This is a genomic window from Rosenbergiella nectarea (genome assembly GCF_900111105.1).
Taxonomy (GTDB): domain Bacteria; phylum Pseudomonadota; class Gammaproteobacteria; order Enterobacterales; family Enterobacteriaceae; genus Rosenbergiella; species Rosenbergiella nectarea.
The window spans coordinates 130,055-146,699 of record NZ_FOGC01000003.1 but is presented as its reverse complement, the minus strand read 5'-3'; the positions used below and the strand labels follow the sequence as shown (position 1 = coordinate 146,699).

16 protein-coding genes are annotated in these 16,645 nt (G+C 48.5%); 8 read left to right on the top strand and 8 right to left on the bottom strand.

All coding sequences use genetic code 11. The features are described from left to right. The 4 genes from rsxC to add form a co-directional block, all read right to left on the bottom strand. The coding region (rsxC, locus tag BMX14_RS05295; protein ID WP_092673837.1) for an electron transport complex subunit RsxC at window positions 1–1,937 on the bottom strand (1,937 nt) is incomplete at its 3' end. Continuing rightward, entirely contained in the window at window positions 1,930–2,508 is a 579-nt protein-coding gene (rsxB, locus tag BMX14_RS05290; protein WP_092674258.1) for an electron transport complex subunit RsxB, read from the bottom strand. The genes rsxC and rsxB, both read right to left, overlap by 8 nt. Continuing rightward, complete coding sequence (rsxA, locus tag BMX14_RS05285; protein WP_092673834.1) at window positions 2,508–3,089, bottom strand: electron transport complex subunit RsxA; 582 nt, start codon at window positions 3,087–3,089, stop codon at window positions 2,508–2,510. Before rsxA ends, rsxB begins: the two co-directional genes overlap by 1 nt. A gap of 131 nt (window positions 3,090–3,220) precedes the next feature. Then, a complete protein-coding gene (gene add / locus BMX14_RS05280) occupies window positions 3,221–4,222 on the bottom strand; it encodes an adenosine deaminase (RefSeq protein WP_092673831.1) in 1,002 nt (333 codons plus the stop codon). A gap of 198 nt (window positions 4,223–4,420) precedes the next feature. On the opposite strand from add, the gene BMX14_RS05275 reads away from it, so the two are divergent. Then, window positions 4,421–4,666, top strand: coding sequence for a hypothetical protein (locus BMX14_RS05275; protein ID WP_092673828.1), 246 nt, complete (start codon window positions 4,421–4,423; stop codon window positions 4,664–4,666). 65 nt (window positions 4,667–4,731) lie between these two features. Continuing rightward, window positions 4,732–4,998: a putative hemolysin gene (locus BMX14_RS05270; RefSeq protein WP_092673826.1), complete on the top strand. Its 267-nt coding sequence runs from the start codon at window positions 4,732–4,734 to the stop codon at window positions 4,996–4,998. Between the two features lie 58 nt (window positions 4,999–5,056). On the opposite strand, the gene BMX14_RS05265 is transcribed toward BMX14_RS05270, so the two are convergent. Further along, a complete protein-coding gene (locus BMX14_RS05265; protein WP_092673823.1) occupies window positions 5,057–6,547 on the bottom strand; it encodes a YdgA family protein in 1,491 nt (496 codons plus the stop codon). A gap of 246 nt (window positions 6,548–6,793) precedes the next feature. On the opposite strand from BMX14_RS05265, the gene fumC reads away from it, so the two are divergent. Further along, window positions 6,794–8,191: a class II fumarate hydratase gene (gene fumC, locus BMX14_RS05260; RefSeq protein ID WP_092673820.1), complete on the top strand. Its 1,398-nt coding sequence runs from the start codon at window positions 6,794–6,796 to the stop codon at window positions 8,189–8,191. Here the strand turns inward: fumC and tus are convergent. Next, window positions 8,188–9,111 (bottom strand): DNA replication terminus site-binding protein, encoded by a 924-nt coding sequence (tus, locus tag BMX14_RS05255; RefSeq protein WP_092673817.1) that lies wholly within the window; start codon window positions 9,109–9,111, stop codon window positions 8,188–8,190. The genes fumC and tus overlap by 4 nt on opposite strands. Before the next feature lie 203 nt (window positions 9,112–9,314). Between tus and BMX14_RS05250 the strand changes: the two genes are divergently transcribed. The 4 genes from BMX14_RS05250 (at window position 9,315) to BMX14_RS05235 (ending at window position 11,098) form a co-directional block, all read left to right on the top strand. Beyond that, the gene (locus tag BMX14_RS05250) at window positions 9,315–9,764 is read left to right on the top strand and encodes an RrF2 family transcriptional regulator (RefSeq protein WP_092673814.1); all 450 of its coding nucleotides are present in this window, start codon (window positions 9,315–9,317) and stop codon (window positions 9,762–9,764) included. A 111-nt stretch (window positions 9,765–9,875) separates the two neighbouring features. After that, window positions 9,876–10,220, top strand: a complete 345-nt coding sequence (locus BMX14_RS05245; protein ID WP_092673811.1) for a helix-turn-helix domain-containing protein — start codon at window positions 9,876–9,878, stop codon at window positions 10,218–10,220. 119 nt (window positions 10,221–10,339) lie between these two features. After that, on the top strand, window positions 10,340–10,807 hold the full coding sequence (locus tag BMX14_RS05240; protein WP_177173092.1) for a ribonuclease domain-containing protein: 468 nt from the start codon (window positions 10,340–10,342) through the stop codon (window positions 10,805–10,807). Next, a complete protein-coding gene (locus tag BMX14_RS05235; RefSeq protein WP_092673808.1) occupies window positions 10,808–11,098 on the top strand; it encodes a barstar family protein in 291 nt (96 codons plus the stop codon). Between the two features lie 2 nt (window positions 11,099–11,100). Here the strand turns inward: BMX14_RS05235 and BMX14_RS05230 are convergent, their stop codons facing one another. Together BMX14_RS05230 and BMX14_RS05225 are read right to left on the bottom strand one after the other, a co-directional pair. After that, window positions 11,101–13,887, bottom strand: coding sequence for a virulence factor SrfB (locus BMX14_RS05230; protein ID WP_092673805.1), 2,787 nt, complete (start codon window positions 13,885–13,887; stop codon window positions 11,101–11,103). Then, a complete protein-coding gene (locus BMX14_RS05225; RefSeq protein ID WP_092673802.1) occupies window positions 13,884–15,050 on the bottom strand; it encodes a hypothetical protein in 1,167 nt (388 codons plus the stop codon). Before BMX14_RS05225 ends, BMX14_RS05230 begins: the two co-directional genes overlap by 4 nt. Before the next feature lie 164 nt (window positions 15,051–15,214). Between BMX14_RS05225 and BMX14_RS05220 the strand changes: the two genes are divergently transcribed. Beyond that, the gene (locus BMX14_RS05220) at window positions 15,215–16,261 is read left to right on the top strand and encodes an AbrB family transcriptional regulator (RefSeq protein WP_092673799.1); all 1,047 of its coding nucleotides are present in this window, start codon (window positions 15,215–15,217) and stop codon (window positions 16,259–16,261) included. Window positions 16,262–16,645: the final 384 nt, after the last annotated feature.

Here is a 16,645-nt window from a genome sequence, read left to right as displayed (position 1 = left end):
CGCGGGTCGGTCTCAGCAGGCGTTGAGTCAGTCTCGCTCACTGTTTCTTCTGTTTGGGCGGCACGTTTAGCCTTGGCTCGGGCGATGGCTGCGGCTACCGCGGCCTTACGCGGATCCTCATTAGAGCTTTCAGATGAGAGGGTAACCGCCTCGACGCCTACGAGGTGAGCGTTAAGTTGGCTGTCATAATCATCGGCAGTCACCAAGGCCTCTTCTTGATCGGCTTGGCTTTGCGCTTTTTTCGCCTTAGCGCGTGCGACGGCAGCCGCCACGGCAGCTTGCCGTGAGTCTTCTTGGGAATGCGCGGCGTGTTGTTCTGCTTGATAAGCACGTGCTTTCGCCTTACGAGCCGCTCGCTGTGCGATCACTGCGCGATTATCAGGGCCATCGGCTGCGCCGGTAACAACTTGCTGATCGGCCGATGTTTGCCGGGCTTTAACGCGGGCTAGCGCTGCGTTCACCTGATCTTTTTCAACATTGGTCACCCGTGCTTTGGCGGCGGCATGGCGAGCCTCACGAGCTAGTTTTTCTTTCTCTAACCGTGCATGGCGGGCTTCGAAACGGGTTTTTGCTTCTTGCGTTCGTTGTGCCTCAATATCGATAGCTAAGAGTTCAGCTTTCTCTTGGCGATAGTATTGGACGAGCGGAATATTACTCGGGCAAACATATGCACAAGCACCACATTCAATACAATCATTGAGGTTATAGGCGCGCGCTTTGTCATGATCGCCACCTTGGCAATACCAATAAAGCTGCTGGGGTAATAGGCCGGCAGGACAAGCATCGGCACAGGCGCTACAGCGAATACAGCCCTGTTCCTCTTCCTGCAGACCCATCTCCTGTTGCGAAGGCGCGATCAAGCAGTTAGAAATCTTAATGATTGGTACCGATAAGGTCGGTAGAGTGAAGCCCATCAATGGCCCACCCATAATCACCATTTGCTCGGGTTGTGGTCGAAAACCGGCAAAATTCAGTAAGTGTTCGACCGGAGTGCCCAACCGTCCCCAGACATTACGAGGATGGCTAAGGTTTTCACCCGTTAAGGTAACAACACGCTCAGTTAACGGCTCCCCATCGATCACCGCACGTTTAACTGCGTAAGCGGTCCCCACGTTCTGCATCAGCACACCGATATCAGAAGAACGTCCCCCTTTAGGGACTTCACGACCGGTTAAAATCTTGGTTAACTGTTTGGCTCCACCCGAAGGATATTTGGTTGGAATAACCCGAATAATAATATCCTTAGCAGCCCCCAAGGCTTGAGTTAACGCACGGGTTGCCTCGGGTTTGTTATCTTCAATACCGATGATGATTTTCTCAGACTGCAGCAACCAGCCTAAAATACGCGACCCGTCGAGGATCTCTTGAGCGCAATCTTGCATTAAACGATCATCGGCCGTGATGTATGGCTCGCACTCTGCGGCATTGATAATCAGCGTTTTAACACCTTGTAATCCACCACGCACTTTGGTCGCAGTAGGGAAGCCTGCTCCCCCTAACCCTGCGACGCCTGCTTGATGAATTCGCTCGATAATCGCTTGGCGTTCACAAGCTTGATAATCAGTGATAACCGGCATTTTCTGCCACTTATCTAGCCCATCAGGCTCGATAAATATCGCGATCTCGGACAGGGCCGAAGGGTGTGCGGTAATATGCGGGGCGATAGCAGTTACCGTCCCAGAGCTTGGCGCGTGGATTGGTAGCATCTTACCCTTACCGAACGTTAAGGGCTGGCCGCGTAAAACAGACTCTCCAACGGAGACTAAAATCTCGCCTTCATGGCCAATATGTTGCTTAAGCGGCAAGATAAACTGCGGAGGCAGTGGGACTTCAGACAAGGGTGTGCCTGAAGATTGTGACTTCATTTCTGGCGGATGAATACCGCCTTTGAAGTCCCAAATCGGTTCGCGACGTAAACGTGACAAAAAATTAAACATGATGGTCAACCGGTATAACACGGACTGGGATGGTATTGAGATCCCACTTCCAATTATCCTGAGTAGTAGGAACAGGGCGCATTTCGATACAGTCGGTAGGACAAGGCGCAACACAGAGATCGCAGCCCGTACATAAATCAGTAATTACAGTATGCATGGCACGGGTCGCCCCGACGATGGCATCGACAGGACAGGCCTGAATACATTTGGTGCAACCAATACAGTTACTTTCATCAATCCACGCGATCTGTTTCTCAGGATGCTTCAGTTCAGCATCGCCTTCGATGGGCTGAGGATCAACATTTAACAGCTCTGCAATCCGTAGCATCGTCTGCTCACCCCCCGGGGCGCATTTATTGATCAGCTCGCCTTGGTTACCGACTGCTTCTGCGTAAGGTTTACAGCCAGGATAGCCGCATTGGCCACACTGGCTTTGGGGAAGGAGTTCATCAATTTGCTCCACGATAGGATCTTCTTCAACTTTAAAACGCCGTGAGGCATAGCCAAGAAGTCCTCCGAAGCCTAACCCTAAAATACTGATTGCGACAATTGCGATACAAATAGCGGTAATCAAAACTTCACCAACCCTGAAAAGCCCATAAATGCCAGTGCCATTAAGCCCGCTGTGACTAAGGCAATTGACGAGCCTTTAAACGGCGCAGGGACATTGGCCAACACCAAGCGCTCACGAATGCCTGCAAACAGCACCATAACGAGTGAAAAACCGAGTGAAGCACTGAACCCATAGACTGCGGCTTGTAAAAAGCTATGGTGTAAATTAACGCTGAGTAAAGGCACCCCGAGTACTGCACAGTTGGTTGTGATTAATGGCAGGAAAATACCCAATAGACGATAAAGAGAAGGGCTGGTTTTACGCACCACCATCTCTGTAAATTGTACCGTCACGGCAATAACCAAGATATAAGCAAGGGTCCGCAAATAAACCAGATCCAGTGGGACCAAAATAAGGTGATTAACCAGCCATGCACAAATCGAAGCAAGGGTGATCACAAAGGTGGTCGCCATGCCCATACCGATTGCCGTTTCGAGTTTTTTGGACACGCCCATAAATGGACAAAGCCCTAAAAATTTCACTAACACAAAGTTATTCACTAACACTGTGCCAATAAAGAGGAGAAGATAATCAGTCATGTGGTTGCCATTAAATAAAATCTCCCGATAGTATCTGAAAATATCGGGAGTATCTCAACGTCCTTACCTAAATAACCCTGCTGATGAGCACTGAGTATTAAATTTATGGCTAAAATTTAACCAAATTGTACTTAGCGTTGCGCAACTTTCTCTTTTAGCGCACGTTTTTCATCGACTGACAGGAAAGCCATATATAATCCATTTTCTTGCGCCTGGCGGATTTCTGCCGCGGCCAAGCCAGCAGCGGGTGCTGCAACCTCATATTCATGGGCTAGCTCAATCCCTTGTACCGCCGGGTCATCGGTGTTTAATGAGGCCATCACGCCATGTTGTAAGAATTTTTTCAACGGGTGTTGGGCAAGGTCAGCGACGGTACTGGTCTGGATATTGGAGGTCAGACAAGATTCGATCCCAATACCGTGTTCAGCTAAATAGTCCATCAATGCAGGGTCTTGCACGGCTTTAACCCCATGGCCGATACGTTCCGCTCCCAATTGTTGGATCGCTTGCCAGATACTCTCTGGACCGGCGGCTTCCCCTGCATGAACAGTAATATGAAGCCCTGCATCGCGTGCACGCTGAAAATGTGTCAGAAAACGGTCGCCTGGAAAACCTAATTCATCACCGGCTAAATCGATGGCGACGATCTGGTCGCGATGCGCCAGAATACCCGCTAACTCTTGCTCGCAGGCGTGTTCACCGAAAGTCCGGCTCATGATCCCAATTAATTTGGCACTGATACCGAAATCTCTGCAGCCCGCTTGTACGCCATCGATAACGGCTTCTACCACACCGGGGATAGGGAGTTGATGGGTCATGGCCATATAGCCAGGAGAAAAGCGCAGTTCTGTATAATCGATCCCAGCGCGTAGGGCATCTTCAATATTTTCGTAAGCCACACGCCGACAAGCCTCTAGATCGCCGAGTACTTTTACGCCCCAATCCAGCTTCTGTAAGAAGCTAACTAAGTCTGGCTCGTTGGACATCACCTGAACGTGAGGACGTAAGCTTTCGATATCGTTGGCAGGTAATCCACAATTAAAGGCTCGACCTAAATCAAGAATAGTACTCGCACGAATATTGCCATCCAAGTGACGGTGAATATCGGTGAGGGGAAGTTGGGGTAAAATCATGGTCGACTCTTCGTAATTGTTTATGGACTGCATAGTATAAAAACATCCCCCGATGAGACGCCAATATTTTTATTCTCTCAGGATAAGTTTTCGTCAAAGCGCGAAGAATGACGATTATCGATAAGTAAATTAGATTGAAGGGATTAATAATACCTATACAATATTGTCAGAGACCCCCTGATTGAGGTAAACCCGTCCATGAATAATTATTTATCCTTAGCAGAAGACGAACATTTAACGCTGTTGCGCGAAACCCATTTACACACTCAAGGTCAGACATCGATCAAAGAGTGGCAAATTATCGATGGACAAGGTCGGGTGACTGGCGGAGTGACTTTGCAAGACAAGATGAATTTACGCCGTTCGTACAGTGGGGAATATCGGCTGACCCAACGTAACGGCCAAGGTGATATTGTTGTCGACCGCTTGATTACTTCACTTTAGGCCGCTTCTCATTTCGTCACGGGTCACTATCCGCTATACTGTATGCGTTATCCACGGAGGATCAGATGAATAAAACGTTTTTCTTTGCCAGCATGAGTGGTATTGCGCTCGTGGCAACGCTTGCGGGATGTGCTCAATCCGACTCGCATCCTGATACGCATCGCCAAATCGGTCTGGCAAATCCAGCTTCGGTATATTGCTTATCGTTAAAAGGGCAGTTGGAGAATGTCACCACAGCACAGGGAGTGAAGAGTTATTGTACGCTACCAAGTGGTGAACGTGTTGAGGAGTGGGCGCTGTTCCGCCGCGATCATCCACAGAAGGTAAACTAAGATTTGGCTATAAAAAAAACCCCACATCTGTGGGGTTTTTGGGTTTGAACGAAGGTTACTACTCGTTATTGCTTGAGGTAAGGTATTGTTCAATAAATTGCTCAAGAGTCATTTTGTCTTGATTGACGGTGACTTGGCCTGAGGCGTAGTGCAATGCTGATTGGATACTCTCCGGGTTCTGGGTCGTCAGATGATACATTTCGCCTAATGCAGATAAGGATTGAATCTGTTGTGCAGCAAATTGGCCAGCTTGTTCAACGGGGATACCTTCAGATTGGGCGATTACCGAGAGAAGCTGCGTTGCCATCGGTTTATTGATCGTTAACGATGCGTTCAGCTGCTTTACGTAGCTATCAACGATTCCTGATAATCCCTGACCGTTGCTCTGTGCTTTGGACGGGTCGTTGAAATCAGCTTTCAAGGAGAACTGGCTTTCACCCTTATCATTTTTAAGGGTTAAGTTATCGATGGAGAATTGGGGGGCATCAGCCAGTAAAGCGGGGATGTTCTGTAGCACCGCCGCATTGACCTCATTCTGCATCGCTTGCAGTTCATCTTGATTGGTGACGTGGGAAATATTCGCCATATTCTTTTGAACGGCTTGATTATAATTATCGTAGAACGTCTTCATACCGCTCGCGCTGAAATCTTGCAACGACAGTTTCAGGTTGGCGGAACCGAGCGGCAGCTGTTGCCACTCGATCTTATCAATTTGGTAGTTAAGGCTGCCATTAACTAAGTTTTTGACGCTATCGAGATCGGAGTGGCCTTTAATTCCCACCAATTGTACCGCAGGCTTATGGTTGAGTGCGTAGAGGAAATTCTTCGCATCAATCTGTTGCGTCCCGACTCGTAGTCCTTCTTTACTTAAATGGCTATCTGACCGAACGGTAAGGCCATTTAGGGTCATTTCGGTATCAATATCGGCCTCATTTTTGAAACTGAGTGACACTTTACCCGTGTCGATATTGAGCACAATTGCATTATTATCCGGGGACGTTTTCAACGCGATATTCATCGCATCGCTACTCAGGCTGCTATCCTCGGCATTATATTGGATCGGCTGGATCTGGATTGCAGAAGACGTCGTATGGCTGTAACCGATACGCGTTTCTGCAGAGAATGGCGATTTACCTTTGGTAAAGTCGAAGAGCGACTTAACAGTCGGGGTATTCGCCAGCTCACTATGAATCGATGCCAGCGAAGGAATCAAAGTGAAATGCTTTAGCTGCGCAAGCGGGAGAGGGCCATGACTGATCTTCTCGTTGAAGACCAATTGATCGCCGGGTGCTAATAGGGCATTTTCATCATCAGCCGGTAAACGACTCTTCACGATAAATTGTGTGGTACTGCTAAATATATGCCGTTCGTAACCCTGACGCGTCACGACTAATCCCGCCTCGGGATAGTGCTGAGTGAGTTGCTCATTGAGTTGTGCCACGACCTCATCAATATGCTGTTCTGCTTTTTTACCTGTGAACCAAGCGCCACCGGTCCAGAGAACGCCAATCCCTACAACAACAGCGATAGCAACGTTAGACTTCTTCATAATTCATTGGGTCCTTATCGATCCTGATATCTGGCCAGCGGTCACTGTGAAGGATTTTCTCCACTGCCACACAATTGTTTTACATGCTTTTACATTCTAACCCCCTAATCTATCAAGGAACGGGAGGCGTCGCACAGACATTTTGATTTCCTGGGTCATCATTTTCCCAATTAATGCCATCGCGCAGCAAATTTACCATTTAGGCGTAGAATTAAGGGATATTTATGTCAAAGAGGAATGAGCAACATGAGTGATTTTCGCTACGAAAACGATTCAATGGGTAAGATAGCAGTCCCTGACCATCAGCTGTGGGGCGCGCAAACTCAACGATCGCTAGAACATTTTCGAATTTCCACTGAAAAAATGCCTCCTGCACTCATCCATGCTCTAGCCATCACCAAACGCGCATCGGCCACGGTGAATCATCAACTTGGTTTATTAGACGCCGAGAAAGCACGCGCCATTATTAACGCGGTTGATGAAGTGTTAGCGGATAAACATCCGACTGAGTTTCCTTTAGCGATTTGGCAAACGGGGTCGGGAACACAAACGAATATGAATATGAACGAAGTTCTCGCTAATCGGGCTAGCGAATTGTTAGGGGGGGAGCGGGGGATGGGCCGTAAAATCCATCCAAATGATGATGTAAATAAAAGCCAAAGCTCCAATGATGTATTCCCGACGGCGATGCACATCGCTGCCAAACTCGCCGCTGTGAAGCAGTTACTTCCCGCGCTAGAATCCCTCACGCAAGTATTGGCGAAAAAATCCACGAGCTTTAGCGATGTGGTTAAAATTGGTCGGACCCATCTCCAGGACGCAACGCCTCTCACCTTAGGTCAAGAAATCTCTGGCTGGGTGAGTATGTTGACCTTTGCCAAGTCGCATCTGGTGGCGGCCATGGACCACCTTTCAGAACTGGCCCTTGGTGGTACCGCGGTAGGGACGGGCCTCAATACCCATCCGGATTACGCTGGTGCCGTGGCACAAGAAATCGCAAGCTTTACCGGGGAGTCGTTCACCACAGCACCGAATAAATTCGAGGCATTGGCGACTTGTGATGCACTGGTGCATTTTCACGGGGCGCTGAAAGGGCTGGCCGCATCATTAATGAAAATTGCGAATGATGTGAGATGGCTTGCTAGCGGCCCGCGCAGTGGTATCGGTGAAATTACGATCCCTGAAAATGAACCGGGTAGTTCAATTATGCCGGGTAAGGTCAACCCAACGCAGTGTGAAGCCTTGACAATGATTTGCGCACAGATCATGGGTAACGATGTGGCAATCTCGGTAGGCGGGGCATCTGGAAATTTTGAACTCAACGTTTTCCGACCCATGATTATTCATAATGTGCTGCAAAGTTTACGACTATTGGCTGATGGCATGCATAGTTTTACTGAACATTGTGCACAAGGTATCGAACCCGACCACGAGCGTATCCAACAACTGGTGGATAACTCACTCATGTTAGTCACCGCGCTTAATCCGCACATTGGCTACGACAAGGCTGCGGTAATAGCCAAAAAGGCACACCATGAAGGGCTAACGCTTAAAGCATCGGCGTTAGCGTTAGGCTACCTGAGCGAAGAACAGTTTGAGCAGTGGGTAAGACCTGAACAGATGACCGGACAGCAAAAAGGTTAATCTTCTTTCCATAACCAGAGGCGGGGGATGATTAAGGTTGCTGAACGCGCATCGGGCTTATGGCGATGAGTGATGTTTTCCTCATCGTAGTGTTGTAAGCTGCCCAGTTCAGGGATAGCCTCACCTTCTAAGCAGGTCATAATCAGTGGATTCGGGCAGGCAACCTGTGTTTGTTTCTGCTGGTTACTTTGCCACAGACGTGCAATGGGCTGAACCTTTACTGGGCGTTTGATTTTTAACCGACAGTCACTCGGCAACTGTGTTATAAGCTCCAGCTCCTCTTGGACTTTTTCAGCCCATTCTTCACGCGACCAAGGTGCGCGTGCGCGTCCTGCGTTAAGGCTCTTCTCTAACATCTCAATCACGTCTTGCTGACTATAGCGCTTAATCACATGTTTATTCGCCCAACCGAAATTAACCGAGTCGAGGCTAGGGTAAACATTTAGCATACGGTACGCGTTGAGCGTCAACAATCCTGGGAAATGTTGATGGACGAAAGGGAAGCGCGCTGTGGCAGGTAGGCCGCTATCCACTGCGATCAACTGTTGGAAACGATGCTTAGCCTGATTGATTGAGGTACTCAATGTCATTAAGGTTTGCTGCATCGGCGCACTCACTCTTAGACAGATCACTCCGGGTAATCGGGTCGCACTGCGAGTACTCTGTTGCTCGGATTGCTGTTGCAAATAAAGATGGGAGAAGTGCTGTAATGCCCGCTGACGAGCTTGGCGGCCAACATGCTGTTCGACCTTGATCTGCGGAGTCGGGGTCAGCTCTTCACCTTTTACTCTCGGGGGGAGCGTGAAAACCCGCGCGGCTAACAACTTTGCCGCCTCGATGTGCTGGCAAAAGGTCGCCAATTCATCTTCGATAATATTGAGTGTCTCACGCATTTCTTCAACCAATGTGTAGCGCATTATATACCTTAGTTACAACATACTATTATTAATAGTCATTCTAGTGTACTTCGGTAGCAATAGCAATCTTATCGTCATTAAGAAAGGAAAGAGTGACTACGTATAATGTGCGATGATCTCTTGCTGAACTTCTTCTCGTGGCCATTATTTGGTAGAGTAATGCAGTTCTTGATGAATGTTCTTATTTCTGATGTGAAGAGGCTTTGATGTTAGATTATCGTTTTCCAACTGCACTACAAATGGTTCTCAGTGTCGCAATGTCTGAAGAACAAGGAAAACGTTCGACCAGCAATACTCTCGGCAATGGCGCTGAAGCCAACCCTAGCCTGATCCGTAAACTGATGGTTCCTCTAACGCGGGAAGGGATCTTTGTCACAACGTTGGGCCGTACTGGCTCCATCCACCTTGCACGCCCCGCTGAAGAGATTACGCTTTGCGATATTTACATGGCCGTCAGCCATGAGAAAAAACTACTAAACTCCCGGCCTGATGTGAAAAAACCTTGTTGCGTGGTGAGTGCGAATGTTTGTTGGTATTTCAAGCAGATAGCGGAAGAGGCCGAACAGGCATCTCTACAGGTTCTCGCTAAACACACTGTTGCCGATGCGCTAATCGCGCTTAAGCAAGGCAAGGACCTCAATCCACTCTCAGAATAATTAAGCGTTTACCCTATAAATAAAGTGTAACTTTAAAGGTTGCATTTAAATCGATTAGCGTGCATTATTTAATGCAACTAAAGCAGATACACTTTATTTCGCTAGGAGTCGCTGATGAATGGTTCTTTCTTTGATGATTTAATTCATTGGATTGATACCCATATCGAGAATCGATTAAATTTAGATATGGTTGCTGACCGTGCGGGTTATTCAAAATGGCATCTGCAACGGATGTTTAAAGAGCACACAGGGCATGCCCTAGGTGAATATATCAGAACCAAAAAATTGGAAAAATCGGCTTGCCGACTCACCCATTCCGATGAGCCAATTTTAACGGTGGCAATTTCTATGGGCTTTGATTCGCAGCAATCTTTTAATCGTAGCTTCAAGCGCCAATATGGCATGGCACCGGGTACCTGGCGTCGTAACGCTTCCCCTAGTCAAACCATGCACTAATCCTTTCACCCGCCTTGTTTCGAGGCGGTGAATCCATCTGACTCTCCATCGCTCTCTAATCGTAATCTTACTGACACTCTGCTAGACTTTCTCCATCGTTTCTTAGCCGTGTCTCATTTATGCAGTTAAAAAAATTTCGCCCGTTAATTATTGTGTTCATGTTGTTGATCGGTTTCGCGCTGAAAGCGTGGCATAGCGCTTCAACTTCTCATAACGTCCCACCTTCGCCATCAAAACAGACTTCAGCGTCTTCAGTAACAGCCAATACCGATCCCCGATTCGTCGCGCGTTATCTCCAGTCCCATCAGACTCTACCTGATTACTATATCCGTAAGGGTGAGGCTCGTCGAAAAGGCTGGGTCGCATCGAAAGGGAACTTGTGTGAGGTCTTGCCAGGGAGAGTCATTGGCGGTGATCGATTCTCTAATCGAGAGCATCGTCTGCCAGAAAAAGCGGGACGTTCATGGCAAGAGGCTGATGTGAACTTCAGTTGCGGCCGCCGTAACAGTGACCGTTTATTATTTTCTTCCGATGGGCTTATTTATCTGACCACCGATCATTATCGTAGCTTCCAACAGGTGCCCTAAATGTTTACGCTCCATTTTGATTGCCCACAAATCCATTCCCGTGCTGATTTTTATCATCAGTTACGTCAGCAATATGCCACCGATTACCTCTTTGGCGATTCGCTTGACGCGTTATGGGACTGGTTAACCGGCGAAATTCCCTTACCAGTGACCTGCTATTTTCATCAACTCCAGCCTCAGCAACTTGCACCCGACCAGCCCTTAGCCTCTGTTGTGGCACTGTTCCATGAGGCGAGAGAACAAGACCCTGACCTGTACCATATTATTATCGAACAGGCCGACTCGGAGTAGGCCTAGGTGACAGGCGGCATAACACGCCCGTCATCACGCCAGTAATACTCTTGACTATCGCCGCGCCAGGATAAGGTATTCATCTCTAGGGTCAGCCAGTGCGGATCGATACTCAGCTGTTGACTATCTTCCACGCTAACAATTGTGGGGAGGCCGAGTAATTCCCCCTCTGTATCGAAGGCCCACTCAAGTTCGACGGTTACGCCCAGTACCAGATTCTTAATTTTTTGGCGATTGGGGATTAGCGCGAAAAGGGGTGAAGCAATCACCGCATCATCCTCTCTACAACGGTAACCGATGGCCGTCGATTGCGTAATTGTCAGGAAGGTGCGTTGCACAGCTTGAGAACTGGGGCTTAACAAAACACAGTGCAGTCGACCATCTTGATCGAGGGGGCCATACCAACGCGGTACGGGCACATGACTAATGTTGCCAGGTAAGATTGAGCGCTCGGCGGAAATTTGTTGTGTCGTCAGAGAATACAGCAAGCCGCCAAGACTGGTGGCATGTTTCCCATTAGCTAATTTTCCCGTCGAGCAAAAAGGGAGCGCCGCATCTGTCGGTAACTCGGTTAATAGGCAACAATGGACCGATTGCTGGCGGAATTTATGCTGAAATAGCGGTAACTCCATAGCTTGACCACTCAATAATATCACATCGCAGTGCTCATTGGTGACAGTGTCACTTAAGAGCGTGAGGAGCTGCCCTAAGCGGCAGTGATGGCTTTGCAGAAAATCGACGAAATCATTAAATGAGAATTGGAAACACAATTTTTTTACCTCAACACAACTATTTTTAGATGAGAGGCGGGTAATTTTCTCCTGGAAGCTGGTCTCGATATAAGCCAGTATCTCTCCCTCGATTAACTGGCTAACACGGCAAAAATACGCTGTTTCGTGCAGGCGATAACGCCATAAAATATCCTCCACTACGGGTAACAACAAGTGCCTGACGACATACTGACGCCATACGGTATCGCCTTCATCACTTTTCCCACGACTAAATAACCGTTCGAGGAGTGTCTCTACTGACGATAATCCTTGTAGACGAAGGTGATCGGCAAATTGAGGCAGTAAAAAATGGGTGATCACATCTTCCAGTAAACTGTCACCCGCTAACGTGAAGCCCTGTCTTACTATTAATTCTGGGGAGAAAGCGGGCATAGCAGAATGTTTTGACGCAATGAGGGGATATTCGGTCACCGCTAAATCGGTCGTGCCGCCCCCAACATCGATTAACGCAACGCGTAAGTGCGCAGTGTGCGAAGAGCAATGATAGTATTGCTGCAAAGAATGTACCGAGTGGTTACGCAGCTGCTGCCAAAGCCAGAAAATTTGCCCGCAACAGGCTTCATCCCAAGGAATACGTATTTCAATATCGTTAGTGCTCATCGGGAAAAATTTAGGCTGTAGTGTTTTGATTAGCCTAATCGCCCGTTGTGCCAACATCAGAAAACGCTGCCGCTCAACTGCAGTAAAGTTGACGGGTAGGGTAAAGATCAGCCTTCTGATGAAACGGGGGATATCGCGATTAGCGTGTCGCTGACGATATTGAAGGCTATTGATTTGTACTGCAATCTGATTGACGAGTTCGATTATCAGAAAAGTAAAAACCGTCGAACGCGAAAACTGCGGTACAAAAACGGGAAATCGTCCCATAGCCGGTAACTCATCCAGTAAATTTCCTTGGTCGTTAATCAATAAACTGAGTGGATGATCGATCGATGAATACTGCGCCTGATCGGACTGGCTAGCATTAAACCAAACGACGTTCGCTGGATGGTCATCCCACAGATAGCGACGAGGGCAGCTTATCCCTTGAGGCTGAAGATCTTGGTACGACTGAGCATTGAGGCGTTGCGCCTCAGGCCCAATGCGAACGAGTGAATGCCATTGAAAGGCATCCATCCTGCCACTTGCTGAGGATAATCCGCGATGACCAAAAGGCTCCGGAGAAAAGTTTACTTCGCTACTAAAAAGAGTATACCCGTCATGGCTCGGGCAGCTTAGATCCCGGAGTTGCAATTCACTACAAAGACTCAGCGGATTTACGCAGTGGGTATCGACTTCATATAGCACACCACAACTATTACTGTTACCCAAATCGATGATCGCATCCACCGCGATAGGCTCAGCGTGCGTCCCTGCGTCACGTAATAAAAGGGGGCGAGGCTTCACCCGATGCACTATTACCTTAAGCAGATTGATGTAGTGAGCTTGCCACAGAAATGGTGGGGAATGGCTCGCTGCAGGATAAAGTGATGCCATCCATCCACTGACCCATGCTTGCTGAAAAAAGACTTGCCACAGGTTCGACTGGTGCGGCAGCGCAAAGAGTTGCCCCTGTTGCACCTCAAACTGGCTTGGCTGTAAGCCGTTGTCATCGTCGCTGATCCTTGTATCAAAGGCCAGCGTGAGTTTCCAACCTTGAGCTACTTGTGGATGTGGTGACACATAAACACGAGCCCAATTCATCGGTCGTGGCGAGCTGTTTGTATCCTGTTGCGTAAAATAAGGGATGGGCAGCCACTGGTGTTGTAAGGCTGCTAACGACGCTGACAGTGAAAAAGCGTACTCGGGTCGTACCCATTCAACCGGGGCACCTTCATATTCATAATATTGGAAGTAGCCCCTGGCATCAGGAGTCACTTCGCAAAGCGGGCCGTGAACACTTGTGCGAATAAATGCCGTGTCAGCAAGCGCAAGATCGTCAATGACAATATAGTGATCAATAAATTGTACCCCTGAATCCACAAACAGTATCTGCGGCTGTTGGCCTAAATTTGTCATTGTTTTCTCTCACTATATAGCTCGATGGGTTGCGGGGTTGACGGATTTTGCTTCCAGCGACATTGAGTATTCGGCGCGCTTTTTTCACAAATGAGGGTGATAGCCGGTAGTGTCGTGCCATCGTTGCAACGCGCTTTCGTCGCGTTGATGATCAACTTACCGGTGGAGGTAAAGCTGGCTTGACTGGTCGTGGAACAGTTTTGTTGGCCAGTGACGATATGGGTCTTTGCCTGTCCGTGGGTGAAGTGATAGGACAGGGTGGTAATCTTGTTGTTTTTGTTAAGATTAGCGAGCCACGCTCCTTCCAGAAAATCGGTGTTCCCTAGGTAGCGCGAACGTGCAGGGATCATCAAGGGCACTCTAGTTTTTTTCACTTGGATAGGTTTGACTTCAGGGGGAGGTGCAATCAATTCTGCGGGATGAAGCGGCAAGGATCGGCTAGCTGCGATCGCTCCCTCTAGAGACTTTTTGACCTCATCCACCGTTGAGACAACTGGCGGGTAAGTGGCTAGCGGCTGTTCTAGGCCAGGGCGCGTGGCGTTTAAGGCTATGGCTCCCACGATGAACAGTGCTACCACCACCGCAGCCAGGTAATAGATAAAGGCACGCTGCGTGGAGTGTGACGGTGAAATTTCGGTGTGTTCGCACGGTGGAGGGGGCGACTCTGCCTCTAGCTGCTGTTGTAAGCGATGATAGAGAGAAGGGAGATCGACTGCAATCCGGTCTTGACAGTAATATCCCCAATGCAATAACAGGGGCTGTTGATCCGCCAAAAAAATCGCCTCAATAGAAGGGATAACCGTTAAGTTCTGCAAAATTTGGTCGATAATAGTCAGAGAACGAGAGCTAGGAGGTGTAATGTGCTGACGCAGAGCGTCAATCGATTTCGCCATCTCAATCAGCTGCGCGAGACAACGCACTTGCTGCGATAACGTAGCCTGTCGCCAAGGTGTGAGGGTTTGAGCGGAAACCTGGGGAAACCACTGTAGGGCGATACCTTGATCACTGAATACCGGCTGTGCAAGCGCAACCCGTACAGTATCGAGGCCATGCTGCGATAACAGCTGGAATATTTGTGGTGCATAGCGACCGAGGGGGATGCCCTCCACCTTGACGGCAATATACTCTTGCCCCTTCTCTATTTGTAAGCCTGCCTTCGACATCAGTCATCCCAGTCTATTCATTCTGCGTAATTAATGACTTATGATACGGAGCTGAAACGCACCTTATGCTGCGAATAGATTACGTTTAGTCGGCCTAACTAGGCTATTATTACTATTATTAGCCGTACAGTTATTCCGCCGCTAACGATTGGGAGGGAGGGCGTGTGTTACACTCACCGCGTAGAGTACGTTGGCTTGTCTTAATTATTCTCAGTCTGGTCACCGTATCATTGCTGGAATTAATCCATCTCCCAGCAGCCTTATTACTAGGGCCGATGTTTGTCGCGATTCTGTTTGCCGTGGCTAAACAGATGGTTTCACTGAATCCTACGCTCTTTCGTACGGCGCAGGCGGTGGTTGGGGCGATGATTGCGCGTGCAATGCCGATCGAAGTCTTCAAAGAAATGCAGCACACCTGGCCAATATTTATTTTGACGGTGTTTTCGGTTATCGCGGTCAGCACATTATTGGGTGCCGTATTAGCTAAGTTTAAAATTCTCCCAGGGACAACTGCCCTGTGGGGATCGTCCCCCGGGGGGGCGACAGCCATGACATTGATGGCGGGTAATTTCGGGGCCGATGTGCGATTAGTCGCCTTTATGCAATATCTGCGTGTATTGTTGGTCACTCTACTGGCCACCGTTGTCAGTCACACTCTGGCGCCAGAAAGTTCAGCGACTTCTGCCATCACTCAACTTGAACAACCCATTGCTTGGGGCGCTTTCGCCATCACCTCAGTTATCATCCTCACAGCCTTATTACTTTCCAATGTCATCAAGCTTCCCGCGGCACCTTTATTACTCAGCATGATCATCAGTAATCTCGCGATGAATGTCGGTGGACTGCAAATTGAGTTACCCCTACCTTTACTCGCAACCGCTTATGCTATGATTGGCTGGAGTATCGGTTCACGTTTTACCAAAGATATTCTGCGTTATGCTTTCCATGCACTGCCCGCCATTTTGTTTTCCGTTATCTTATTGATGGCAATTTGTTGCCTTTTCGCCTGGATGTTGGTGGAGTTCGCGGGTATCGATCCCTTGAGTGCCTATTTAGCGACCAGTCCTGGTGGTGCAGACTCGGTGGCCATTATTGCCTCATCGGTATCGGTGAATCAGCCATTTGTTATGTCGATGCAGACAGGGCGTTTTATTGCTGTGCTCTGTCTAGGGCCGGCATTATCCCGCTTAGTTGCGCGATGGTTGCACTAATAGGCGGAGAGAACCGGTCTATTTCACTCCCCAATATTGGATAACCTAAATGATAATTACGATCCGCTCTGCCATCTGTTTGGGATGTTTATCCAATATCGGTGTTCAAATCACCGTCAAAAAAAGATAACGCTTGCATCTGTCCTACTGGGTGGAGGCGGTTAATAACGTAGGGTGACCTTGCTACGAATATCGCGGTGAGTGGCAGCCTTAGATATAACGAAGAACGCACACCTAAGCCCCGAATGGTGATCTGTAAATCCTGAGCAGTGTTTTGGCAGTTAACAATGTGCAATATTAGGATCCCGGAAAACCTCAGGTAAATTAAGATGCTGTCGGGCTAGGCATAGACCACGCTGACAGCAGCGGCGGTATCCAATTAAG